General features: G+C 39.8%; 27 protein-coding genes. 18 read left to right on the forward strand and 9 right to left on the reverse strand.

Going from position 1 to position 24632, the window contains the following annotated elements; all coding sequences use genetic code 11:
• Positions 1-128: 128 nt before the first annotated feature.
• Genes B1K71_RS05350 through B1K71_RS05360 form a run of 3 tightly spaced genes read left to right on the forward strand, consistent with a single transcriptional unit; the run spans position 129 to position 1716 of the window.
• Entirely contained in the window at positions 129-854 is a 726-nt protein-coding gene (locus B1K71_RS05350; protein ID WP_077324958.1) for an AzlC family ABC transporter permease, read from the forward strand.
• On the forward strand, positions 851-1144 hold the full coding sequence (locus tag B1K71_RS05355) for an AzlD domain-containing protein (protein WP_077324959.1): 294 nt from the start codon (positions 851-853) through the stop codon (positions 1142-1144). Before B1K71_RS05350 ends, B1K71_RS05355 begins: the two co-directional genes overlap by 4 nt.
• 41 nt (positions 1145-1185) lie before the next feature.
• Complete coding sequence (locus B1K71_RS05360; protein ID WP_077324960.1) at positions 1186-1716, forward strand: GNAT family N-acetyltransferase; 531 nt, start codon at positions 1186-1188, stop codon at positions 1714-1716.
• Between the two features lie 14 nt (positions 1717-1730).
• Here B1K71_RS05360 and B1K71_RS05365 read toward each other — a convergent pair whose 3' ends face one another.
• Positions 1731-2597 carry a cation diffusion facilitator family transporter gene (locus B1K71_RS05365; RefSeq protein ID WP_077324961.1) on the reverse strand — a complete coding sequence of 289 codons (867 nt, stop codon included), beginning with the start codon at positions 2595-2597 and terminating at the stop codon, positions 1731-1733.
• Between the two features lie 322 nt (positions 2598-2919).
• Between B1K71_RS05365 and B1K71_RS05370 the strand changes: the two genes are divergently transcribed.
• The 3 genes from B1K71_RS05370 (at position 2920) to B1K71_RS05380 (ending at position 5849) form a co-directional block, all read left to right on the forward strand.
• A complete protein-coding gene (locus B1K71_RS05370) occupies positions 2920-4149 on the forward strand; it encodes an MFS transporter (protein WP_077324962.1) in 1230 nt (409 codons plus the stop codon).
• 67 nt (positions 4150-4216) lie between these two features.
• Positions 4217-4450 (forward strand): IDEAL domain-containing protein, encoded by a 234-nt coding sequence (locus tag B1K71_RS05375; RefSeq protein WP_077324963.1) that lies wholly within the window; start codon positions 4217-4219, stop codon positions 4448-4450.
• A gap of 100 nt (positions 4451-4550) precedes the next feature.
• Positions 4551-5849 (forward strand): MFS transporter, encoded by a 1299-nt coding sequence (locus tag B1K71_RS05380; RefSeq protein WP_077324964.1) that lies wholly within the window; start codon positions 4551-4553, stop codon positions 5847-5849.
• Between the two features lie 79 nt (positions 5850-5928).
• Here B1K71_RS05380 and B1K71_RS05385 read toward each other — a convergent pair whose 3' ends face one another.
• On the reverse strand, positions 5929-6846 hold the full coding sequence (locus B1K71_RS05385) for a zinc dependent phospholipase C family protein (protein WP_077324965.1): 918 nt from the start codon (positions 6844-6846) through the stop codon (positions 5929-5931).
• Positions 6847-7085: 239 nt separating this feature from the next.
• Between B1K71_RS05385 and fumC the strand changes: the two genes are divergently transcribed.
• Together fumC and B1K71_RS05395 are read left to right on the forward strand one after the other, a co-directional pair.
• The gene (gene fumC / locus B1K71_RS05390) at positions 7086-8471 is read left to right on the forward strand and encodes a class II fumarate hydratase (RefSeq protein ID WP_077324966.1); all 1386 of its coding nucleotides are present in this window, start codon (positions 7086-7088) and stop codon (positions 8469-8471) included.
• 266 nt (positions 8472-8737) lie between these two features.
• On the forward strand, positions 8738-8941 hold the full coding sequence (locus B1K71_RS05395; protein WP_077324967.1) for an alpha/beta-type small acid-soluble spore protein: 204 nt from the start codon (positions 8738-8740) through the stop codon (positions 8939-8941).
• Positions 8942-9063: 122 nt separating this feature from the next.
• Here the strand turns inward: B1K71_RS05395 and B1K71_RS05400 are convergent, their stop codons facing one another.
• Both B1K71_RS05400 and B1K71_RS05405 read right to left on the reverse strand, forming a co-directional pair.
• Entirely contained in the window at positions 9064-10161 is a 1098-nt protein-coding gene (locus tag B1K71_RS05400) for an ABC transporter ATP-binding protein (RefSeq protein ID WP_077324968.1), read from the reverse strand.
• 117 nt (positions 10162-10278) lie between these two features.
• The gene (locus tag B1K71_RS05405) at positions 10279-11154 is read right to left on the reverse strand and encodes a PucR family transcriptional regulator (protein ID WP_175631840.1); all 876 of its coding nucleotides are present in this window, start codon (positions 11152-11154) and stop codon (positions 10279-10281) included.
• Between the two features lie 156 nt (positions 11155-11310).
• Between B1K71_RS05405 and B1K71_RS05410 the strand changes: the two genes are divergently transcribed.
• Entirely contained in the window at positions 11311-11673 is a 363-nt protein-coding gene (locus B1K71_RS05410) for a YlbF family regulator (RefSeq protein WP_077324970.1), read from the forward strand.
• A 72-nt stretch (positions 11674-11745) separates the two neighbouring features.
• Complete coding sequence (locus tag B1K71_RS05415) at positions 11746-12516, forward strand: enoyl-CoA hydratase-related protein (protein ID WP_077324971.1); 771 nt, start codon at positions 11746-11748, stop codon at positions 12514-12516.
• A gap of 83 nt (positions 12517-12599) precedes the next feature.
• On the opposite strand, the gene B1K71_RS05420 is transcribed toward B1K71_RS05415, so the two are convergent.
• Positions 12600-12785: a YhzD family protein gene (locus B1K71_RS05420; RefSeq protein WP_077324972.1), complete on the reverse strand. Its 186-nt coding sequence runs from the start codon at positions 12783-12785 to the stop codon at positions 12600-12602.
• Between the two features lie 170 nt (positions 12786-12955).
• Here B1K71_RS05420 and B1K71_RS05425 point away from each other — a divergent pair, with 170 nt between their 5' ends.
• The 5 genes from B1K71_RS05425 to B1K71_RS05445 all read left to right on the forward strand — a co-directional run bounded on the left by B1K71_RS05425 (position 12956) and on the right by B1K71_RS05445 (position 19095).
• Positions 12956-14191 (forward strand): metallophosphoesterase family protein, encoded by a 1236-nt coding sequence (locus B1K71_RS05425; RefSeq protein ID WP_077324973.1) that lies wholly within the window; start codon positions 12956-12958, stop codon positions 14189-14191.
• A gap of 1 nt (position 14192) precedes the next feature.
• The gene (locus B1K71_RS05430; RefSeq protein WP_175631841.1) at positions 14193-17156 is read left to right on the forward strand and encodes an ATP-binding protein; all 2964 of its coding nucleotides are present in this window, start codon (positions 14193-14195) and stop codon (positions 17154-17156) included.
• A 75-nt stretch (positions 17157-17231) separates the two neighbouring features.
• On the forward strand, positions 17232-17783 hold the full coding sequence (locus tag B1K71_RS05435; protein WP_077324975.1) for a GbsR/MarR family transcriptional regulator: 552 nt from the start codon (positions 17232-17234) through the stop codon (positions 17781-17783).
• 81 nt (positions 17784-17864) lie between these two features.
• Positions 17865-18809, forward strand: coding sequence for a 3'-5' exoribonuclease YhaM (gene yhaM / locus B1K71_RS05440; RefSeq protein ID WP_077324976.1), 945 nt, complete (start codon positions 17865-17867; stop codon positions 18807-18809).
• An 82-nt stretch (positions 18810-18891) separates the two neighbouring features.
• Positions 18892-19095 (forward strand): sporulation YhaL family protein, encoded by a 204-nt coding sequence (locus B1K71_RS05445; RefSeq protein ID WP_077324977.1) that lies wholly within the window; start codon positions 18892-18894, stop codon positions 19093-19095.
• A gap of 39 nt (positions 19096-19134) precedes the next feature.
• On the opposite strand, the gene B1K71_RS05450 is transcribed toward B1K71_RS05445, so the two are convergent.
• The 3 genes from B1K71_RS05450 to B1K71_RS05460 form a co-directional block, all read right to left on the reverse strand.
• Positions 19135-20022, reverse strand: coding sequence for a peptidylprolyl isomerase (locus B1K71_RS05450; protein ID WP_077324978.1), 888 nt, complete (start codon positions 20020-20022; stop codon positions 19135-19137).
• A gap of 99 nt (positions 20023-20121) precedes the next feature.
• Positions 20122-20307, reverse strand: coding sequence for a hypothetical protein (locus B1K71_RS05455; RefSeq protein ID WP_077324979.1), 186 nt, complete (start codon positions 20305-20307; stop codon positions 20122-20124).
• A gap of 204 nt (positions 20308-20511) precedes the next feature.
• Positions 20512-21057 (reverse strand): DUF3267 domain-containing protein, encoded by a 546-nt coding sequence (locus B1K71_RS05460; RefSeq protein WP_077324980.1) that lies wholly within the window; start codon positions 21055-21057, stop codon positions 20512-20514.
• A gap of 168 nt (positions 21058-21225) precedes the next feature.
• On the opposite strand from B1K71_RS05460, the gene B1K71_RS05465 reads away from it, so the two are divergent.
• Entirely contained in the window at positions 21226-21579 is a 354-nt protein-coding gene (locus B1K71_RS05465) for a DUF1878 family protein (RefSeq protein WP_077324981.1), read from the forward strand.
• On the opposite strand, the gene B1K71_RS05470 is transcribed toward B1K71_RS05465, so the two are convergent.
• Complete coding sequence (locus B1K71_RS05470; RefSeq protein ID WP_077324982.1) at positions 21580-22050, reverse strand: GbsR/MarR family transcriptional regulator; 471 nt, start codon at positions 22048-22050, stop codon at positions 21580-21582.
• A gap of 457 nt (positions 22051-22507) precedes the next feature.
• Here B1K71_RS05470 and B1K71_RS05475 point away from each other — a divergent pair, with 457 nt between their 5' ends.
• Both B1K71_RS05475 and B1K71_RS05480 read left to right on the forward strand, forming a co-directional pair.
• A complete protein-coding gene (locus tag B1K71_RS05475) occupies positions 22508-23722 on the forward strand; it encodes a quaternary amine ABC transporter ATP-binding protein (protein WP_077324983.1) in 1215 nt (404 codons plus the stop codon).
• Positions 23715-24560: an ABC transporter permease gene (locus B1K71_RS05480; protein WP_077324984.1), complete on the forward strand. Its 846-nt coding sequence runs from the start codon at positions 23715-23717 to the stop codon at positions 24558-24560. Before B1K71_RS05475 ends, B1K71_RS05480 begins: the two co-directional genes overlap by 8 nt.
• Positions 24561-24632: the final 72 nt, after the last annotated feature.

The raw sequence follows: 24632 nt of genomic DNA on the forward strand, positions 1-24632 counted from the left end.
AATTAGTTTGACTATACATGTTATTTTCGGCTTTTGTCAATGATTAAATGATCGAAAACCAAACACTTTGTAAAAATGCTTTTATAAGTTATAATTATTTAAATTTTTAAATTAGAGGTGTAATACAGATGACCTTACATACAGCAGAAAAAAATCCACCATCTTCTAAATACATGATCCGAAAAGGTGCTGCAGTCGGGTTCCCGATTATGCTGGGGTATATGCCGATTGCGATTACCTATGGTGTTCTTGCAAAACAAGCGGGGATGACATTGACGGAATTGACGATGATGAGTGTACTTGTGTTTGCCGGGGCAAGTCAATTTATGGGGGCAAATATGATCGCTGTCGGAGCAGGTGCTGTTGAAATTATTGTAGCAACATTTGTGCTTAATTTCCGTCATTTTGTGATGAGTCTTTCCTTTATGAACCGGCTAAGGGGTATTGGACTAAAGTGGAAAGTTCCTTTATCATTGGGATTGACTGATGAAACGTTTGCAGTATCCGCTTTGCACCCGAATGAAGCAAAATTGGAAAAAGGTCCGCTTTTTTACGGATCGCTTATTTTAACGGCTTATTTCTCCTGGATTTTCGGATCGTTCCTTGGCGGGGTTCTTGGCGAAATTATTCCGGAACAACTGAGTCAAAGCATGGGAATTGCTTTATATGCCATGTTTATCGGTCTTCTTGTGCCATCCGTGAAAAAAGAGTGGCGAATCGGCTTGATTGCGGTTATTGCCATGCTCATTAATACCATCTTTAGTCAGTTTATGAGCGATGGGTGGGCCATTGTGTTTGGAACAGTATTAGGTGGTCTGAGCGGGGTTTTTCTGTTGAAGGAGGAACAGTCATGATTATCGCGATTATTATTGGAATGGCACTTGTTACTATGATACCGAGAGCAGTCCCTGCGTTTATTGTCGACAAATTGCAGTTTCATGATTGGGTAAATCGCTGGCTGAATGCAATTCCATTCGCAGCTTTGGGGGCATTGATTTTCCCCGGGATATTATACGTGAAACCGGAGCATCCGCATATAGGTCTGCTTGGCGGACTGGTTGCAGCGGTCTTGGCGTATTTTGGATTAAATGTAGTATTAGCGGTAACGGGAGCGATTGCGACTGTATTTCTTTTTACTATGTAAACAGAGCAAAATGAAGATTGATTTTTTCAGGGGGGCAGGTCATGTTTAAAGTTCGGAAAGCGAGTTATGAGGATGCAACGGCCATTGCAGATATCCATGTAAGCAGTTGGAAGAGTACGTACACGGATTTGCTGGATGAAAAAGATTTATCAAATATTACATATGAAAACCGCCGGGCACTTTGGGAAACCGTTTTACGAATGCAAAAAAAGGAACAACTAACGTTTGTTATTCATAATGAAGAAAAAATTGTGGGATTTATATCCGGCGGTCCGGAACGCACGAAACGTTTTAATTATGACGGTGAGATTTATACGATTTATCTGCTGGATGAATTTCAGAAGCTTGGACTTGGAACGAGGCTGTTGAAGGTTTTCAGCGAGGGTATGAAAGAAATCGGCTATCAATCCATACTTGTCTGGATTTTGACACAGAATCCTTCCAGCCGATTTTATGAACGATACCAAGCCCAGCCTGTCGGGGAAGAAGTATCGACTATCGGTGAAGGAACCTATCAGGAAACTGCCTATGGCTGGGATAATATTGATCAATTACTGAAAAATCTGCCCTGATAAGGCAGATTTTTTTATTCGTACGGCTCAATATGAATTTGAGCATGGGTAATATTATGTTTTTTCCAGAGCAGGGTTTCGATTTTTTCTGTAATTGCGTGGCCTTCCCGGACATTTAATTCAGGATTGACCAGAATGGTGATATCAATAAATTCGTAGTTACCATGAATTCTTCCTTTCACATCAACCACTTTTTTAACACCCTGAACCTTCACAATGCTTTCCTTAATCTTATCTATCTGTTTTTCATCGAACCCATCTGTTAAGGTATGGGTTGAATCCTTAAATATATCCCATGCAGTTTTACAAATAATAATGCCAACGATAAAACCAGCCATCGGGTCTAGCCAAAAGACACCGAATTGTGCGCCGAAAATCCCTATAAATGCGCCAATACTGACTAATGCATCGGAACGATTATCCTGGGCTGCAGCATAAAGGGAACTGCTGCCAACCTTCTCGGACAGTGATTTGTTATAGCGATAAACAAAGTACATGACAATTGCACCGCCAAGTGCTGTCCACGCTGTCAGCATATTTGGCTCTGACGTTTCATGAGTAACGATTTTACCAAATGTATCAATAATAACCTGAAATCCAACCATCATCATGATAAATGCTGCAAACATGGAAGCGACTGTCTCAGCCCGGTAATGACCATAGTGGTGGTTTTCATCAGGTGGCTTTCTTGAAATTTTTAATCCAACCAATACAGCTATGGAAGCAATAACATCAGTGGAGTTATTTAATCCATCGGCCCGCAATGCCTCTGAATTTCCAGTATATGCAACAATCAGTTTTACTACTGAAAGCAAAATGTATGCACCAATACTGATCCATGCACCCTTTTCTCCTTTTTTTAAATTATCTGCATGATCCATGAATAAGAGCCTCCAATTTTAATGATTGCAAACTTTTTGGCTGGTTTGATTTCAGCTATAACAGTCTATCAAAGGAATCGTTAGTGAGTCCAGAGAAACCTTTGAGCATGATATAAACTCTATTTCATGAATAAAATTAAGTTTCGCTTGTCCAACAATAAAAGCAATGGAATGAGAATAAATATTGACAGGTAGTGAATAGTAATTCTCAGCAGCTATTTTTATATGGCAGGGAAGAAAGTATCACTTAAGTACATCTGGTGCTTTTGCCATTAAAGATTGGTGACAAGCAAAAGTTTTCTAGTGAAGGAATGATTGTTTAATGTTCAAGCAGGGTGAAAAAAAGCAGGATTCACAGGAGAAACGTTGGGCCATTATATCGCTGTCATCGATTCCATTAATTATGACACTTGGGAACTCTATGCTGATTCCTATTTTACCTGTAATGGAGAAGGAGTTGGATATAACCAAGCTTCAATCGAGTTACATCATAACGGTATATTCCATCGTTGCTATTTTTTTTATTCCATTGGCAGGATTTTTATCAGACAGGTTTGGACGAAAAAAGGTTATTATCCCTGCGCTTATCATAACTGGGATTGGCGGGCTGGTTGCTGGCTGGGCATCGTACAAAATGGATGCCCCCTTTATGTGGATTCTGATTGGAAGGATATTGCAGGGAATTGGTGCATCAGGTGCCGCTCCGATTGTAATGCCGCTTGTTGGCGATATTTTTCGCGATGACAAGGAGGCGAGTGCTACACTCGGGATAATCGAAACCTCCAACACAACGGGGAAAGTATTGAGTCCGATTCTTGGGGCAGTTCTTGCTGCGCTTGTTTGGTTTTTGCCATTCTTTTCGATTCCTGTTTTCTGTATAATTTCCGTATTTCTCGTAAGTTTTTTGGTAAAGAACAAAAAGAATAATGAAGAACATACCAGTTTCGGTAAGTATTGGAACATGGCAAAAGATGCGCTGAAAGAACACGGACGATGGTTATGTGCTGTTTTTTTAATTGGTGCAATTCTGATGTTTATTCTGTTTGGATTTTTATTTTATTTATCCAGTATTCTTGAGGAAAAATATGATTATAAAGGTATCTGGAAAGGGTTGCTGCTGGCGGTTCCTTTGCTGGCATTGTCTATTGCCTCGTTTATTACAGGCCGCAAAATCAAGGATAATCTTATAAAGATGAAATGGATCACTTTTGTTGGCATAATATTTTCCGGTTGTGCCGTTGCGGTGATACCATTTATGGATCATCCTGTTTATCTGTTAACAATCTTTTTAATTTGTGGCACTGGAATAGGGATGGCATTACCATGTCTTGATGCACTTATAACAGAAAGCATGAAGAAGAATGTACGCGGTGTAATTACGTCCATCTACAGTGCAATGCGGTTTATCGGTGTTGCCTCCGGTCCGCCGGTTATTGCCTTGATGATGAAACAAAATATAATTTGGATGGTCAGTCTGCTTACGATTTTTGCCCTGGGTGCGGGAATACTTGCGTACCGGAACATTGATCCGGAATCAAGTCAACTTGAATGACTGCTTTTACTTGCAATTATTCTAAAAATTTAGGATAATAGAAAAAAGGAACAAGGGGGCATGTTCCATGAAAAAGCAAAAAATAGTTTATCGTTATGTGCCGTATCAGGGGATAACAATCCATGCAAGAAAGGAAATTCCGTTTGAATTACAACTCTCTTCAAGACTGTTATTGGATGAGATTTGCTTCAATTGGAACAAAGAACGTTTGGAAAGGGCGATTAATACTTCCATTGATGCTGGAAATAAAGAAGTATTTCTCGCATTAAGTGAACAATACAGACAATATATCTGGGAATAAGCAAAAGCCTTACCTATATTGGTGAGGCTTTTTTTGGCAAAAGAAAAAAATTCAAGACCCAAAAAATTTGGTATGCTTAGTTGTAAGGGGGAGTTATACCATGAATAAAAAAATGAAACTAAGCTGGATGATGTATGACTTTGGCAATTCAGCTTTTTCAACAACAATCATGGCTGCAGTACTTCCAGTTTTTTATTATGACGTGGCAGCAGCCGGGCTGGAAGAATCAATGGCGACAAGTTATTGGGGTTATTCCCAGTCTATTGCAGTGCTGATTGTGGCTGTATTGGCACCCTTTTTAGGGGCAATCAGTGATTTTTCAGCTGCGAAAAAAAAATTCCTGCAATTTTTTGCGTACATGGGAATAATTGCAAGTATTCTTCTGGCATTCATTAATGAGGGTGACTACATATTTGCATCTATTCTTCTTATTGTCGGAACGATTGGTTTTTCAGGCGCTAATATTTTTTATGATGCTTTTTTGCCGGAAATAGCTGATGAAGATGAAATCGATAAGTTATCGTCAAACGGGTTTGCATTCGGGTATATTGGCGGTGGTGTTTTACTGGCGATTAACCTGCTGATGATTTTGAAATATGATTGGTTTGGGCTGCCAAATGCAACCGTAGCGAGTCAGGTATCATTTGCATCAGTCGGTGTATGGTGGTTCATTTTCTCGCTGCCGCTTTTGAAAAACGTACACGAGGAGAAGAAGACAAATGTAAAGCGTGACAAATCCTATGCCGCAATTGGGATTCACCGGGTTACGAACACATTTAAAGATATTAAAAACTATAAGCACTTATTAATTTTTTTAATTGCATTTTGGATGTATAACGACGGAATCTCAACGATAATTAAAATGGCAACAATATATGGCCGTGATATCGGGATTGATAAAAATGCCTTGATTGCAGCATTATTGATCACACAATTTGTTGGAATCCCATGTACTATTTTTTTCGGCTGGCTGGCAAAGAAGATTACCCCGAAACGTGCATTGTATATAACGCTGTATGCTTATTTGTTTATTGTTATACTTGGTTACTTCATGTCTTCTGCGCTCCATTTTTATCTGCTTGCAATATGCGTCGGGTTAGTGCAAGGCGGTGCTCAATCACTGAGCAGGTCAATCTTTGGCCGTATGGTACCTGAAAATAAACACGCTGAATTTTACGGTTTTTACGGTATCTCTTCCAAATTTGCTGCTATTTTTGGACCGTTTTTGTTTGCGTTCGTTGGCCAGTTGACTGGTTCGAGCCGATTGGGAATTGTTTCCCTTGTTATCTTTTTCATCGGCGGTATCATTCTGCTTCGTTTTGTCAATATTGAGCAAGGAATGCTGGAAGCACGAAAACAGTCAACTCCATCCGGTAAAGCTGGGGTAAACCCTGAATAGGATTTTGATAAGGAAAGAAACTAAAGAGGCTGAGAGCTCCGAAACGTTATTGATGTCTCAGCTTCTTAGTACCACAAGGTTATACAATCGGGTCGCTGTAATGGTTTTCCAGATTTAGGCTTAGCGGCTTCCCGGTATCATAGGAAATATTACCGATTAAATCAGCCAGGCGCTGTCTTGTTTCTTCAGCCGGTGATTTCCAGTATGAAAGCAATTCCGTCATGATCCCGATCCCTTCCGTTCGTGCTTGCTCATATAGATCAATAAAGCTTTTTGTGCTGGAGACATTTGTTGCGGGATGATGCCATGTAGCATGCTTTACATTTAAATAGTCAATATTATTTTTAATTGGTTGATGGGAATAGGAACCAATCAACGTTTTCAGTACTTTGTTCTTCCATCCATATGGATCAGCAAGCAGTTTCAATGCACGTTTCATATCTTTGTATGCCTTTTGAATGTATCTATCTGTTTCCGGTTTGATACCCGGATAGTATTCCTGGATGGTTCCATCCAATAAGCCTGTTATTTCTTTATTGAGGTTGGCTCCGACATCAATTTCCTTGTAGACCGGTACTTTCCATGTTTTTAGATTGCAGCACTTTTCCATCATCAATGTATCAATCAAGACTTCCAGCTTTTGATGATTGCTGCCTGCATATCCGGCACGATAATGAATATATGGATGTGTATTTCTGTCCAAAATATGATGCGTGACAAAACCGAATACATATGCCTGCACCTGTTTATCACAGCGTCGGGCTTTCTCAATTAAATCCATCAAAAAGGCGCCGCACTTCTCCGTGTGCAGGGCCATTCCTATTTCATGAACCGGCTCGTTTTTTATCCAAGGCCAGAAATTGTAATAAAAGAAAGGATCCGGACCTTGGGACCCTAATTTCATATAAGGTTCCAGTTCAGAAAGTGAATATGGATTATCGATGACAGCATCCACCACTTCCTCACTGAAAAGCATATGTGTCCATATGTTTGGCAATGTGAAATCCCCCTTGAATCAAGACGCTTATTAAAGAAGGTTTCTGTACGCAGCTAAAGGTTGTAATCGCGTCTCTCCACATCATACGTTATTTAATTGTATTATAATAGAAAAACGCTTGCTGTGATGGGCTGAGTCAGTAATATTTTGTGAATGAATCATGTTTCAATAACAACACACCGGATTGTTTTGGTACAATGGAAAAGGGTAAATTATTCATACATAAGGAGGCAATCATAATGGAATACCGGATTGAAAAAGATACTATTGGTGAAATAAAAGTCCCTAACGATAAATACTGGGGAGCTCAAACCCAGCGAAGCAAGGAGAATTTTCCGATCGGTGATGAGAAAATGCCGGTTGAGGTCATCAGGTCCTTCGCTATTTTGAAGAAAAGTGCAGCGAAAGCAAACAGTGAACTTGGGCTTCTTGATGCAAAAAAGGCTGAGGCTATTGCGTATGCAGCTGACCAGATTATTGAAGATAAGCTGCCTGAGCATTTCCCGCTTGTTGTATGGCAGACCGGAAGCGGCACGCAATCAAACATGAACGTCAATGAAGTGATTGCACATGTCGGGAACAAATGGCTTGAAGAACAGGGAAGTGAACTATCCCTGCATCCTAATGATGATGTCAACAAATCACAAAGTTCCAATGACACATATCCGACAGCAATGCATATTGCAGCTGTTCTGAAACTTGAAGATACTGTCCTGCCAGCCGTTAAAACATTGAAAGGCACGTTGAAGGAAAAAATGGATGCTTATCAGGATGTTGTGAAAATCGGTCGTACACACTTGCAGGATGCGACTCCACTTACACTTGGCCAGGAAATCAGCGGCTGGCACCGTATGCTTGAAAAATCGGAAACGATGATTGCCGAAAGCGTACAGCATGTGAAAGAACTTGCAATTGGCGGAACAGCGGTTGGAACAGGACTGAATGCGCATCCCGATTTTTCGGAAGAAGTATGTAAGGAAATAAATAATGTCACCGGCAAAGAATTTATTTCCGCGCCTAACAAGTTTCATGCGTTGACAAGCCATGATGAAACCGTTTATGCACATGGTGCGCTGAAAGGACTTGCAGCAGACATGATGAAAATTGCTAACGATGTACGCTGGCTGGCAAGCGGTCCTCGTTGCGGTATCGGGGAAATTATCATTCCTGCCAACGAGCCAGGCAGTTCCATTATGCCCGGTAAAGTAAATCCGACTCAGTGCGAAGCGGTAACAATGGTAGCGGCGCAGGTAATGGGAAATGATGCTTCGATTGGTTTTGCAGCAAGTCAGGGGAACTTTGAACTGAATGTGTTCAAGCCGGTTATTGCATACAATTTTCTGCAGTCCAGTCAACTCCTTGCAGACAGCATATTGTCATTCGATGAGCGTTGTGTACAGGGACTTGAACCAAACTATGAACAGATTGAAAAATATCTTAAAGATTCGCTGATGCTTGTTACGGCATTGAACCCGCATATTGGCTATGAAAATGCAGCTAAAATTGCCAAAAAGGCATACAATGATAATTCAACTTTGAAAGAAACAGCAGTTGAACTTGGTTTGTTGACTGAAGACGAATTCGAAAAATATGTAAATCCAAAAGAAATGACATATCCAAAATAAATGAAAAAGCCCACTGCGCTGTGCAGTGGGCTTTTTTGCCTGATAAATCCTTATAAGTGCCTGATAAATCCTCATAAGTGCCTGATAAATTTGTAAAGTGCCTGATAATACCTCCAAAGTGACTGATAAAGTCATCAATGTGGCTGATAAATCTAAACCATAACAGCAAACTTCCTGTAACCATATTTTTAAGCAACAATTACCAGTGAAAATCAGTGATAAGTTTTGCGGAATTGCTAACAATATGATTACAGGAGGTGATAAACATGGCTAGCAACAATTCAAACCAAATCCTAGTTCCTGGAGTGGAGCAGGCATTGGATCAAATGAAAGTTGAGATTGCACAGGAATTCGGCGTTAACCTTGGTGCTGATACTACTTCCCGTGCTAACGGATCTGTCGGTGGTGAAATCACGAAGCGTCTTGTATCAACTGCTCAACAACAATTAAGCGGACAACAACCTAAATAAACCCATGGCCTCTAAGGGGAAAACCCTTTAAAACAAGAGGGAAGTCGTAATGACTTCCCTCAAATTTTTGTCTTCTTCTATTGGTATTTTTTACATTTTCCGGAAAAGTATACATATGGAATTTAGCGAATCCGCTGTTCCGTTTCAGCGTCAAAAAATAGTGCTTTATTCATGTCAAAAGCAAGGCTGACCTCTTCACCGCCAGTTATATCAGATCGTGAGTCGACGCGGGCAATGAAGTCCTGCTCACCCAATTTTGAATAAAGATAGGACTCTGCCCCCATTAGTTCAGCAACATCAATAATAGCTGTGATTTTTGTATCCGGTGTTGATTCAATGAAAACCGGTTCGTCATGAATATCTTCCGGACGAATACCGAGCACAACCTCTTTGTTCAGATAGTTTTGTTCCCGCAATGCCTTCATTTTGCCTTCAGGAACTTTAACTTTCGTATCTCCCATTACAAAATTACCGTCCTCCAATGTGCCTGTTAAAAAGTTCATGGAAGGGGAGCCGATGAATCCGCCGACGAATATATTTTCCGGCTGATCGTAAACCTCTTTTGGTGCACCAACCTGCTGAATTACACCGTCTTTCATAACAACCAGTCTCGTAGCCATTGTCATCGCTTCAGTTTGATCGTGTGTTACATAAATTGTTGTCGTCTGCAGACGCTGGTGCAGCTTTTGAATCTCTGCACGCATTTGCACACGCAGTTTTGCATCAAGGTTGGAAAGCGGTTCGTCCATTAAAAAGACCTTGGCGTCACGGACAATTGCACGTCCCAGCGCAACACGCTGACGCTGTCCACCGGATAAAGCTTTTGGTTTTCGGTCCAAATATGCTTCCAGTCCAAGAATTTTCGCGGCATTTTGAACCCGCTGCTCAATTTCATCTTTTTTGAACTTCCGCAGTTTCAGCCCAAATGCCATATTGTCGTAAACGTTCATGTGCGGGTACAATGCATAGTTTTGGAAAACCATTGCAATGTCACGGTCTTTTGGAGCGACATCATTCATTTTGCGGTCATCAATATAAAGGTCGCCATTTGTGATTTCCTCCAGACCCGCAATCATGCGCAGCGTAGTGGATTTACCACATCCGGAAGGGCCGACAAAAACAATAAATTCCTTGTCTTGAATGTTCAAATTAAAGTCATCTACGGCGATAGCCTTTTTGTCATAAGATTTTTGGATATGTTCCAATTGTAATTCTGCCATAATTTCTCCTCCATTTATGTAAGCGTTTCATTTATTGTAGCGAATTTTCGTTACATTGGTAAATGGCAAACATGCACAAAAATTAAAGACTTCGTTGTGCATGTTTGGAACATGGCATTATTTTTTGATGGAGAGGATAGCGAGATATGCTGTTATTGCTTCGTGAAACTGTCTGATATCAATACCGGTTTTATCAGTGAATTTGTCCAGCCGGTATTGCAGACTGTTTCTGTGCATATACAATTCTTTTGCAGTAACGGAAATATTCAAATTGCACTTGAAAAACATCTCAATCGTTTTCAGAAGTTCTTCATCGTTTCTGAATTCCCCTAAAATAAGTGATGCGGTGTCCTCAAGGAATTGTGGGTCTGCCTGGTCCAGCACTATATAGGGAATGGCCTCAGTGTGGGAAATAACCGCTTTTTCTATATGTGGAAAAGTACTTGCTGCCGCATGCACGAGCATGTCATAATACTTTTTTGCATGGGCAAGTGAATCATGGAGCGCCCCAATCATAAACTTAATTTTCACATAAAGGTCACTCATGAGTACATCGATGATTTGTTCATACGAAAGGTCTTCATCCGGATCCGTCTCTACAATAATGCCTTCATGTTCATTCGTCCAGATGATTGGTATCTGTTTTGCAAAAAATGCCTGAATTGCTTCATTAAAAGATGCGGGTTCAAGCTGGTGTCTGGAAAAAGAGAAATAAATAAACCGAAATGAATCTGCCTCCATGGTTATTGGATAATTGGAATGAAGCAGACTATGCCATTTCTTTTCTTCGGCAGACATCTCAGGTGTTGTAATATGGTATGGACGTAAAAGAGCATTCAGAAGAGAAAGGTCCCTTTCACTTAGTTCTTCCTTGGCAATGCCGATGAGTTCATGATCATTTGTAAGGAACCAATTGTAGTTTTCAGTGTCTTCCGGATATATATCTTCAAAAAAAATTAATGAATCATAAATTTTACGGAGTTTTTCAATCATAAAATTGCCTCTTTCCATAGTCTTTTTTTCATTATAGCAGTATACTTTGTATCGAAAAACCGATTTTGAGTCTTTCGCTCGTTTCATATATGGGTATACAGGATTTCCTGCGTCTGATATAGTTGTTTTAGTTAGAATATTGAAGGAGGACATAACGTGGCAAATATTTATGATAGCGCGTACGATTTGGAAAAGGCAATTCGCGGCAGCGAGGAGTTTCAAAACCTGAAATCCGCTTACGACGCTGTAATGGCTGATGAATCTGCTAAGCAAATGTTCGATAATTTCCGCAACACACAAATGGAATTGCAAGAAAAGCAAATGCAAGGCCAGGAAATTACGGAAAAGGAAGTTGAAAAAGCACGCCAGGTTGTTGAACTGGTTCAACAGCATGAGGATATTTCCAAACTGATGGAAGAGGAACAGCGACTGAACGTGGTAATTAATGATGTCAGCCGTATTATTACAAAACCTTTGGAGGAACTTTACGGAAATCCTGACAACGAATCAAATGAATAATGAATTATCAGCTCGTATCTAACATGTTACGGGCTTTTTTTGGCATTTAAGATATGTAAGGGGGATGCAGGTATGCGTACTGTACAATATGAAAGTAAAAATAACATTACATATATTACGTTAAATCGCGCGGAACGGTATAATGCGTTGAACAAGGAAATGCTTGTAGAACTTCTGGATGCTTTGGAACAGGCGGAAAAAAATCATGATCGGACAGTTATTCTCAGCGGTCAGGGGAATGCTTTTTGTGCTGGCGGTGATATCGGCATGATGACTGACTTCGCTGATAAAGAATTTTATGAGGAAGTTATGAAAACCATTGAAGCGGTTGTTGTAAAGTTATATATGATGCCGAAGATTGTTATATCAGCCATCCAGGGATCGGCAGTTGGTCTTGGTTTAAGTATAGCCTTGACAGCAGATTATGTTGTTGCACAAGAAGAAGCGGCTGCAGGCATGCTGTTTGCCGGGGTTGGGCTTGCTCCTGACGGTGGAGGACATTTCTGGCTGAAAGAACGGATGGGAACCCATAAAGCAAAGCATTTTACTTGGGGAATGCGTCAGGTAAGCGGTGCTGAGGCGAAAGCAATGGGATTGTTTGATATTGTGACAAAGGAAAGCGCGCTTGATTATGCAAATAGGGTGGCTGAGCAGATGAGGCGTCAACCGCATATTGCAATGCTGAAAACAAAAATGATGTATCATAACCGAAACCTGGAAGAACTTCAATATTACTTGGAGTCTGAACGGAAATCGCAATGGGATCTCCGCAACACCGAGGATCATCAAGAGGGAGTCAGTGCCTTTTTGGATAAACGCAAACCAGTATTTAAAGGGAAGTAATATAATTTAAAGTTTAACCATATAAAAGTGGCAGATCCTCTGCTTGCGGAATAAGGATCTGCCACTGCCTTTTACAATTGGAACTAACGGTGGAACAGCACCAGTTTTGCTTCAGGTGAGACACAGCGGTGTGTATGTTCACTGTAGCCTTCCTCTTCTAGCCGAGCCTGCCCTACCTTTTTTGCTTCATCATTGTTAGCGGCCTCAAATGATTCATCCAGCAGTTTTTGACCGGATTTATCAAAAACCGTCAAATTATACGTTTTCATAACCAGATTCCTCCCCGAAGAATTAATTCTGTATCATTACATTTAACGTACCACAAAAATTTCATAGTGGGAAGTTTGATAAAAGGCTGTTTTTTGACCATTAGTCGAACGTGCATTCGTTTTTGTTATCTGATAAGATGAAAGTACAGAAGGAGAAGGGGACGAATCAAATGACGGAACAAATCACTTTTATTCATGCAGCAGATTTGCATTTGGATAGTCCGTTCAAAGGCCTATCCCACATACCGGAGCACATTTTTCAGGAAGTCAGAAAAAGTACATTCGATGCATTAACCAAACTTGTTCAAACAGCAATTGTCAGGCAGGTTGACTTTGTTCTGATAACTGGTGACTTATTCGATAATGAAAAGCAGAGTTTGAAGGCCCAGGTCAGGTTAAAGCGGGCATTTGAGGAGTTGCAGCGGGAGCAAATTGCCGTTTATTTGTCTTACGGGAATCATGATTTCATCAACGGAAATGTTCATCCTATCGAATATCCGGAAAATGTGTGCGTTTTTCCAGATGAAAAGGTCCGTGATTTTATTTTTGAAAAAAATGGTAAGCAGATGGCCTCTATTTATGGGTTCAGCTATGAAAACAGGTCAGTGACTGAAAATAAAGTTTCTGAATATCAGCCTATGAACGATTCCGTTCCATTTCATATTGCGATGCTTCACGGCAGTTTACATACGAACACAGACCATGATGTGTATGCACCTTTTCATATTAGTGATTTGGTTGAGAAAAACGTTGACTATTGGGCGCTTGGACATATTCATGTACGGGAAGTACTGAAAGAAAGCCCGGCAGTAGTATATCCTGGAAATATTCAAGGGAGGAGTCGAAAAGAATCCGGCGAAAAAGGTTGTTACCACGTGGTTATGAATGATGAAGGTACAACGATGAATTTTGTGCCGCTCCAGGCGATTCAGTTTAATGAACTCCATATCGATGCTGCGGAATTTACAGATCCACATCAATTAGAGACGAAGTTACAGCAGGAAGTAAATGATTTTCCTGGTAATACACCACAGCTTTTACAGTTGAATCTGAAGGATAGTGATCAAAAGCTGGGAAGGTGGGAAAATGATGGTTATATTGCGGATGTTATTGATCTTGTCAATGAATCAAATTCCAACCAGTCCCGCTGGAAGCTGATTTATCACTATCAGGTGGAAAAGACTAAATCGTATGATGAATCACAGCTTTCGAAGGGCCATCATTTTGTTGGTGAGGTTATCAGACATATTAATGCAACAGACATACAGAATCAATTAACGGATTTGTATCGAAATAAGCTGGCCAGAAAATATTTACAGTCTCCGCAGGCGGAAGATAAACAGGATATTAAAAAAAGGGCAAAACAACTGTTGATTGATGAACTGCTGAAGCATGGGGGGGATTAATGTGGAAATCAAACATGCACACATATACGGTTTTGGAAAATGGACCGATGTCACGATTGACCTTTCAACTGCTCCATTTATTTGTCTGTATGGTAATAATGAGTCCGGTAAATCAACAATCCAGCAATTTTTAATGTTTATGCTTTTTGGATTTCCACCGAAAAAACGTGCTTTCTACCGGCCAAAAAAAAGCGGGAAAACGGGTGGAAGGCTTACATTGTATGACGAGGATGCAGGGGAGTTTACGATTGAACGGATTGATGGCGTACGAAATGGTGCTGCCCTATGCTATTCACCTGATGGTCAATCTTTTGATGAAAAGTGGCTGCAGGAACGTTTATTTGGAATGACCCATGCAGCCTATCAGAGAGTTTTCACCTTTTCCGCTATGGATTTAACGGCATTACAGGATATGAAGGAAGAAGACGTTGGTGAAATATTACTAGGAATCGGACTTACAGCTTCTGCTAACCTACATGCAATTGAACGGGCACTAGACAGTAAAATTGACGCTTTATTTAAGCCCAGTGGAAGGAAGCCTGAGATTAATCGACAGTTGCAGGTACTTGATGATCTCGACAGATCCCTGAAGACATATGCCAATTCGGAGGAAACATATCGGGAAAAACAAGCTGCAGTAAATCAGCTGACCGAGGAAATTGAAAAACTGCAGTATTCTGTACAGCAAGATAAACGGAGGCTGACCCGGATTGAGCGGCAAAAACAGGCATTGCCAATTGTACAGGAATATCGGGAGACCAGGAACCATCTCACCCAATTACCGGAATCCATTCCATTTCCGGAAAATGGGTCGGAAAGGCTGAAAGATTTAAATTCAGAACTGCTGCCTCTAAAGAGTGAATTATCAGTTCTACAGGTTAATGAAAAAAAATATAAGGAAAAATTGAACTCGATTCGCACCGGTTTTTATGAGAAACATATATATTTGGAGGCCGATAAACTACTGAAAAAAGAGCAGTTGTTTCTGGAAATAAATCAATCCATGAAAGCAAGCCATGATTCAATCAGCAAGCTTGAATCTCAGTTGGATATCGAATTGGAGCAGCTGCAAATTGGAATTGGCCAATCAGATCTGGCCGGTTTGACATTGCCATTTCATCTTGAAAAATCATGGAGTCAATTGAAAGATAATAAAAAACAACTGGATAATGAAACAGAGCAGCTTTATGAGTCAAATAAGCAGATGAAAGCTAACCGTAACCATCTTAAGGAACAGGAATCCGAATTAACAAAGAACCTTTTACCGGGATCGAAACAAACGGAATTGGAAAACAAATTAAATGCTTACAAAGAACGGCAGTTAATGGAAAAAATGAAACAGGATGCAGTCCAGCAGCAAAATAGTTGGAAAAAGATGAAGGAAAATCAGGAAAAACAGGCCCGTCTTTGGTTGTCCGGAAGTATTGCAGCTGCAATTATATTTGTTCTTGTCGGTGCCCTGGCCGGAGAAACGATGTTTTATTTGATAGGTGCAGTAATAGCATTGCCTGGTATTTTACAGTGGTGGCTTGGAAATAAATCAAATGTGGAATTGGAATCGACTGTACCAAATAATGAGGTGCCATCAGTACAGGTTAGTGATATGGAAAAAGAAGAGGCGGCGCGGGTGCTTTCGAATCAGGAGCAACTAAGAAAGGAATTAACAAACGTTCAGGACAAGCTGCGTGACTTGGATATTACGCTGCTGCAGTGGAATGAAAAAAAACATGGCCTTGAACGGCGGAGAGAACGGATGGAAGAGCAAATTGCTATGCAACAAGAAGATTATCCTTTTTTGAGGCAGGTTGACCCCGATTTTTGGCCGGAACTGTATACTAAATTGAAAACGGTGTTGAATATTTATCGCGACCTGAAATTATCCGAGCAGCAGTATACGAAATTATCAAAAGAAATACAGCACTTGGATGACCAGTTAAACGGGTTTTATCAAACAACGAATTGGGTATCGGCAAAAAAGTCACTGGAAACGAAATTTCACGAGATGGAACAAGTTTTGGAAGACTATAAAGATAAATGTACCCTGGCCGCGCAGTATGAAAAATGGATAAAAGACAATCGTGAGCAGCAGCAGCAGATGACACAAAAAATGCGTGTTTATCATTCGAGTATAGAAGAATTATTTTCAATTGCCGGCGCAGTTGATGAAGAAGATTTTTTGAAAAAATCGAAGCTGTTGGAGGGGAAACAGCAAAATGAGGAAAAAATCAGGCAGCAAATGAGGCAGTTACACGCATTTATGGGGCAAGCGGAACGGAAATCATTATTGGAAGGAAATGTGCAGCACGAAGATCTGGAGCGGGAATATGAATCAACTGCAAGTAATATCGCCTCCATTGAAGAAGTTATTCATAAAAAACGCCAGAAACAGGCTGAAATCCATGCTGAACTTTCCGGAATGGAATCATCCGAATCCCAATCAGATTTGCAGCACCGGTTTTCGATGGAATCAGAACAACTTAAAAAGCTGGCACATGAATGGTCTGTATATAAAACTGCCAAAGAAATGCTTGCCGAATCGAAACGTAATTATCGCAATAAATATTTGGATGAAGTCATGGAAAGGACGGAAACTTATTTCGGAAAGATAACAAATCATTATTATCATGCTGTATATTTGCCATCCAGTGCAACACCGTTTCAAGTGGAGGCGAAGGATGGAATACGGTATACAGCCCGTGAGCTTTCAAAAGGAACAATTGATCAGTTGTATGTATCACTTCGTCTGGCGATTGGCGAGGTGATGAGTGAAAAGCATAAATTGCCCTTCATTATAGATGATGCTTTTGTGCACTTCGATGCAGTACGTACAAAACAGCTTATGGACATACTGACGGAAATTTCGGATTCACGTCAAATTATCTTGTTTACATGCAACAGAGATATTTCGGAAGCCGCACAGGAAATAAATGTCATGGAATTGAATAATTCTGTTCGCATAAATTAGTCATTAATGATAAACTGTTTTCAGATAAAATCGCGTGGGATATCGTGAAGAAAACTGCACGTGGAGGGACTTCCATTGCCAAAAAAAGATGCCAAAACTGATATTGAGTTATATGAAGAAACAATTGAAAAGTTCATTCAGGTAATCGCCAAAAATATGACATTGTACGGTATTACCCCTTCTGTTGGCAGATTATACGGAGTGTTGTACTTCTCTGATCAGCCGATGACACTTGATGATATGCGGGACGCACTTGAAATGAGCAAAACAAGCATGTCCACCGGTGTCCGTACATTATCAGAAATGAAGATGGTGGAATCTACGTTTAAGCGCGGAATCCGCAAAGACCTATACGAGTCGGAAGAGGACTGGTATAAGTCATTCACCTCTCTTTACGGAAATCGCTGGCGTCAGCATACGGAAACAAATATTGAGGAAGCCGATGAGGCGATTTGGGAATTAGAGGAGATTTTACAGCGTTCCACTGACGAAACGCTGCATGAAAAAATACAGCATGATATTGAACGGCTCCGTTATGCCCGGAATTATTATGAATGGCTGATGAAGTTTATTCAAGTAATTGAATCCGGTGAGATTTTTAATTATATACCAAAACATAATAAATAAAACAGAGCGAAAGTGGTTGGCACAAGATAAAAAATAGGGATTCTTTTGTCAATCCTTTTTCATACCCGGGGAGGATTCAGAATGAAAAAAGGGATAGGTCACCACAATATCGGAGATGCCTTTGATAACTTTATTTTGATCAAAGAAGCAACAAGGGGAGTGGCAAGTAATGGGAAGCCGTTTCTGACACTCATTCTGCGTGATACATCAGGTGAAATCGATGCAAAGCTTTGGGATGTGTCAAAAGAGGATGAAGAAGTGTTTGTCGGGGAACAGATTGTGCGAATATCCGGTGAAGTAAATCAGTTTCGCGGAAGGGCACAGCTGAAAATTCTTTCGATTCGTCCTGCACAGCCAACTGACGGTGTGAAAGTTTCGGATTTTGTGGAAAAAGCTCCCGTTGAAAAAGAAGAAATGATGGGAAAGTTAACGGAGATTATTTTTGAGATGAAAAATCCGGTAATTCAGCGGATTGTACGAGCATTTATTAAAAAATATCAGGAAGCGTTATTGACATATCCCGCTGCAACGAAAAATCACCACAATTATGTGTCCGGTCTTGCCCATCATATTGTCAGCATGCTCAGTGTAGCAAAAGAGCTGCACAAACTATATCCCGAATTGAACCGAGATTTGCTGTATGCTGGAATCATTCTTCATGATCTCGGCAAATTGAAGGAGTTGTCCGGAATTATAACAACTTCCTATACACTTGAAGGTAAACTGCTTGGACATATTCCAATGATGGTTGAAGAAATTGGACAAATGGCCAAAGAACTGCAGATTGATAGTGAAGAAGTTTTGATTTTACAGCATATGGTATTGAGTCACCATGGAAAAGCGGAATGGGGCAGCCCGAAGCCTCCGCTTGTCCGTGAAGCAGAACTTCTGCACCTTATCGACCTCATTGATGCCAAAATGAACATGCTCAACCGCTCCCTGGATAAAATAAAACCCGGGGAGTTTACGGAGCGTATATTTGCAATGGATAATCGATCATTTTACAAACCAACTTTTGAGAAATAAGACTGGAATAATCTTTTCATTCATGTTTTGTGCCCATCTGTCATATATTTGTGATAGATAAGATGGACAAGGGGGGCAGAACATGATTTTAGGAGTGCCTTGGTGGGTATTTTTGATGATTATTTTCATTTTTATTAGTGGATACATGGCATTTCGAGCCATGCGTGCTGAGCGGGAACTGGAATATCAGTTTATTGAAAAAGAAGGAAAAGTATACATGGACCGGCTGGAAGAACTTAGGGAAGAAAAATCCAGCAAGGAACGAAACCAGCATGGCTCTGAATAAAAAAGCGGCTAGTCCACATATGTGAACTAGCCGTAATTTTTATCCTTTTGCGTTTTGCTTTTTCTTATCCTGTTTAAACATATCTTCCAGACCATCAATTTTTACATCAATATCTGCGTCCTGCAGGATATTATTTATTTTTTCCCGTGCTTTGTTGACATCCATTCGCTTGTTCAGAATATCACGCCGGATGTCATCTTTATTCTCTTTAAAGGATCCGATATCTTCTTTCTTTTCCCTTTTGTCGGTAACTTTGATGATATGATAACCGAACTGTGATTTGACTGGATCACTGACTTCTCCCTTTTTCAGGTTGTAAGCAGCATCCTCAAATTCCGGTACCATATCACCGGTTGAGAAGTAACCCAGTTTTCCGCCTTTTTTCGCTGTGCCTTTATCTGTGGAGTATTCTTTTGCAAGTTTGGCAAAGTCAGCACCATTTTTCAGCTTCTTTTCCACTTCCTTAGCAGTCTTTTTATCCTTGACTAAAATATGCGATGCCTGAATCTCAGTTTTCATCCGTTCATATTTTTGTTTTAATTCTTTGTCAGATATTTTAATTTCCTCTGCGACAGCTTCTTCCTGAAGCAGGCTCAATTTTATAACGTTCCGGAAAGCATCTTCACTGTTGTACCCTTGCTGTTTTAAAACCGTTTCGAAATTATCCCCTAAACGTTCTTTTACTTTATTAACCTCTTTATCAACGTCTTCTTTGGAAACATCATACTTGTCATCAAGTACTTCAATGGTAACCAGTTCACGAAGAACAGTCTCACCATAACGATCTTTCATTGCTTCATAAAATTGGTCCTTGGTTACTTTACCTGCTTCAGTTTCTACCACGGCTTCCGAATTGTCGCCGGATGAACAGGCGGAAAGGCTGAAAACGGCTGCTGTAATTGTTGCAGCGGCAATTAATTTTTTCATGCATGAACACTCCCAATTTTTTTCTTTTATTTTTATATAATTGTTGAGTTGCCTTACAAAGATTTTTGGTTAAAACGAATGTAAACCAAAGCGTTCCAATCAGGTAATTTGATTCATCACTTTAACATAGGAAGAGATGAGCAGAACGAGTATCATAATATTAATGACCCGGAATACTGATGATTGTTTCTTATCTTTCATTTCCATTTTTGTGCAGAATTGCTGTGTCAGCGAATTAAAGATGAGTAAAATAAACACTGCATAAACCGGAAATAGTAATGACATTCCAAAACCCCCTTATCAAGCATACCACATAATCCATATTTAATACTTTATCAAAACTTGTCCATAATGAACAGACCTAAATTGAATCAATATCGGGATGTTCAGGTATATCTTTAGTCCTTATTTACAGTTACACGAAATTATAGGTTGTGCAGAAGAAATAAATAAAGACAGCCATCGGCAATAATTGCCGATGGCTGTCTTTTAGTCATGTGCCTTGATCAGAATCGATATTTCATCGTTGGAATTTTCAATATAGGAATGCTTCGGTGCTTGCAATATATTGATCACATAAAGGAAATCTGTAAACGTAAATCCTATGTGAACAGCTGTAAATACTAGAAAATATACGTAATAGTCGGCAAAAAGAAAACTGCCCATCAATCCCGGAATCGTCAGAAGTAACGTCGGAGCCATGGCTACCACGATTGATGCTTTTTTTGTTAAATGTTTTTTAGTATAATAGGTTACAATCGGAAACCATTTATTTTTTCGTTTAAAAATTAATTTCGCACGCTTATTCATCATGATTAATGGTAAAATATGCATGAGCGAATGAATCGTTGGCAAACTGAATAGAGCAATAATTAACGGAATGATGCCAAAGTCTTTATTTGCCGTTTCGCCGTGTATCATGGAAAAGGGCATATACAGAAATATAAAAGCAGCCAGACTGATCAAAAATGACAACAAGTATAACCGATTTAAACCGAATTCTTTATTAATATTAATGGATTTCCAACAGTTCATTTTTGATCCCTCCAGTTCATGTTTCAAATCTGAATCCCTCAAGAATAATAGTATGTTTTCACAGGAAAATCAACCGTTTTTTAAAAGTTTTTATATGAAATTTTAAATACACTTTGAACGCCGGTATTAAAGGGTTTTGCAAGCGTTTTTTTAAGGGAGGTCATTTTGTTGAACGGGGAAATTAATGATACAACATCATTTCATTTGCAGTTGCTTTCAAAAGTAATTGATATGCAGCAATATCCAATGATTAAGCTGATGATCGAAAATAATATTACGGAGGCGGAATTTAATCAGCTTCTACAGCTCCTGGCTGATTTGAATGAAAAATTTGAAATACAGAAGGAAGAAGGTTTATTGGATTTCACCCCGCTGCTTATTCATTTTGCCGGAATGCTAAACGAAAAGCTGGACCCGGATACAACAATTTTGGCACTAAAAAAAGAAGGACATTATCCTTCTTTAATGAATGCATTTATTGAAGTGCTGAATGAAAGCAAAGAATCGGAGCTTAGAAGATAATCAAATCTGTTTAATTTCACGTAAAGACTTTTCCAGCTGCTGATGGAATTCAATGATATTTAACAGACGATTATTAAGTGAAGAGCTGGGAATGTTTGCGTTCTCAAATTGTTCCTTAATATTATTCAAGGAATCTTTTTGATGATTTGCAGCATCAATCCACCTGCTCAGATAGGAATTCATAAACGTTTTAAAGATCTGTTCATTCGCTTCATATAAATCTTTTCGAACCCCTTTTTTCCAGACACGTGTAACAAGATTAAAGTCTGACAAGCTTCGGATACTTGTGCTCATTGATGTCTTGCTTTTCCCCATAGCTTCACTCATTTCGTCCAGAGTCATTGGGGCTTGTTCTAAATACAAATAGACAAATAGTCTCGCTTCCAATGTTGAAAAGCCAAACATTTCAATTGTTTTTGAGAACTCCGTAATAATTTTTTTGGTCAAATCCTCTGTGTTAGATTCAAGCATAAAATCCTCCTAAAACACTGCTATATTAAGATTACATCAAAATGTAATTTTTTTAAAATCAATGGTTGGTAAGTAAATGGGAGTAATATAGAGAAAATAAAAGAATACAGCATTAAAACTTCGTACAGAATAAACTGTACGAAAAAAACATACTAAATTTATGGTATTTAATGTTTGAAATGTAACTGTAATACGTTATATAGTAATTAGAGTGAGTGATGGGCGTTTGGTTTCATATTGAAGTACTTGAATGCCAGGAATTGATAGATTCCTATATATTTATGGGACAAAACTAATAATTTAGTTGCAAGACTTTCGTCACTCTTTTGGCCGGATCGGTGAAAAAACAATGGAACAATAAGTGATGGCCATTTTACAGCAGCATTGTGTTTACTAACGAAATGAACATGTGCGGCAATTGTAAAGTAAAAAATAACGTGTTAAGAGAGGTGAGATAATGAGTAAAATAAAGGTTGACAAATTAACAAAAATATTTGGCAAACGGCCGAAACAAGCTGTTAAATACCTTGAGGAAAACAAATCAAAAGATGAAATCCTTGAGATGACGGGAATGACGGTCGGTGTTAATCAGGCTTCCTTTGAAGTAGAAGCTGGAGAAGTCTTCGTTATTATGGGACTTTCCGGGAGTGGGAAATCCACGCTTGTCCGTATGCTGAACCGACTTATTGAACCAACATCCGGCAGCATCGTTCTTGATGATGAGGACGTTACAAAGATGAATAAGGAACAGTTACGGAATTTAAGAAGAAAAAAAATGAGTATGGTTTTCCAAAACTTTGCACTGCTTCCTCATAAAACAATTCTAAAGAATACCGAATTTGGTTTGGAAATTCGGAAAACAAATCCACAAGAGAGTGAAAAGAAGGCGCGTGAAGCGTTGGAATTAGTTGGCTTAGGCGGGTATTTGGATAAATATCCAAACGAGCTTTCCGGCGGTATGCAGCAGCGTGTCGGTCTGGCTAGAGCACTTGCCAATGACCCTGATATTCTTCTGATGGATGAGGCGTTCAGTGCATTGGATCCATTAATCCGTAAAGATATGCAGGATGAATTAATGGATTTGCAGCAATCCGTGCACAAAACCATCGTGTTTATTACGCACGATTTGGATGAAGCACTTAGGATTGGTGACAGAATTGCATTAATGAAGGACGGAAGCATCGTTCAGATTGGAACAGCTGAAGAAATTCTTATGGACCCGGCCAATGACTATGTGGAACGTTTTGTTGAGGATGTTGATTTATCCAAAGTACTGACTGCCGGTCATGTTATGAAGCGGGCAGAACAAGTTACAGTGGATAAAGGTCCTAAAGTTGCTTTAAAACTTATGCGTGATAATGGGGTTTCTACGATTTATGTTACCGACAGTAAACGGAAACTCCTTGGCTATGTCACCGCTGATGATGCATCAGAGGCGGCGAAGAACAATAAAGAATTGAAAGATGTTCTGACTACAGATATTCCAAATGTAACACCGGATGTTTTATTGGCTGATCTTTTCGATAAAATAACCGAAGCAAAAGCACCATTATCTGTTGTAGATGATTCCGGAAGACTGGTCGGTTTAGTTGTACGGGGAATGGTGTTAGGTGCACTTGCTGGCGACGACACACTGATTAATGGAAATGGGGGTGACGAGTTAGATGGATAATATGCATAATTTATTTCCAAAACTCCCGTTGGCAGAATGGATTGAGTCGTTTGTTGATTTATTGACAGATACGTTTGAAGCGTTCTTTGAATCAGTGGCAAACGGGATTTCCTTCGTATCGGAAGGACTGGTTACATTAATCGGATTCATTCCGGCTTTGGTTTTTGTTGTACTGATTGCTTTGCTTGCATGGTGGATTGTTAATTGGAAGCTTGGTCTTTTTACATTGATTGGAATGGGATTAATCAATAACCTTGGCTATTGGCCGGAGACGATTGAGACAATTTCGTTGATTGTTATTTCCGTTTTAATTGCGATTATTATTGGGGTGCCAATCGGCATCTGGATGTCACAGAAAAGTACGGTACAGTCGATTATTACACCGATACTCGACTTTATGCAGACGATGCCAGCCTTTGTATATTTGATTCCGGCAGTTATCTTCTTTGGCGTCGGAATGGTTCCTGGTGTTATTTCAACAATTATCTTCGCGATGCCGCCAACTGTTCGACTGACAAATCTCGGTATCCGTCAAGTAGATGAAGAACTGATTGAAGCATCCAATGCATTCGGTTCATCTACAGGTCAACGCCTGACTAAAGTTCAAATTCCATTGGCAATGCCTACAATGATGGCAGGGATTAACCAGACAATAATGCTATCCCTTTCCATGGTTGTTATTGCATCACTTGTTGGTGCTCCGGGTCTTGGTACCGTTGTTTACCGTGCCATTACACAAATTCAGATCGGGACCGGTTTTGAAGGCGGGCTTGCCCTTGTTATTTTGGCTATGGTGTTGGACCGTATTACACAGGGAGCAAACAAAGGAAACAAATAATTGTATTTCAAAAAACCTGCCGCATAATTGGCGGCAGGCTTTGGAAAAATAAATTTACTATTTAACAGGAGG

Origin of the sequence: Virgibacillus siamensis, from assembly GCF_900162695.1 — a bacterium.
GTDB classification, from domain to species: Bacteria; Bacillota; Bacilli; order Bacillales; family Amphibacillaceae; genus Lentibacillus; species Lentibacillus siamensis_A.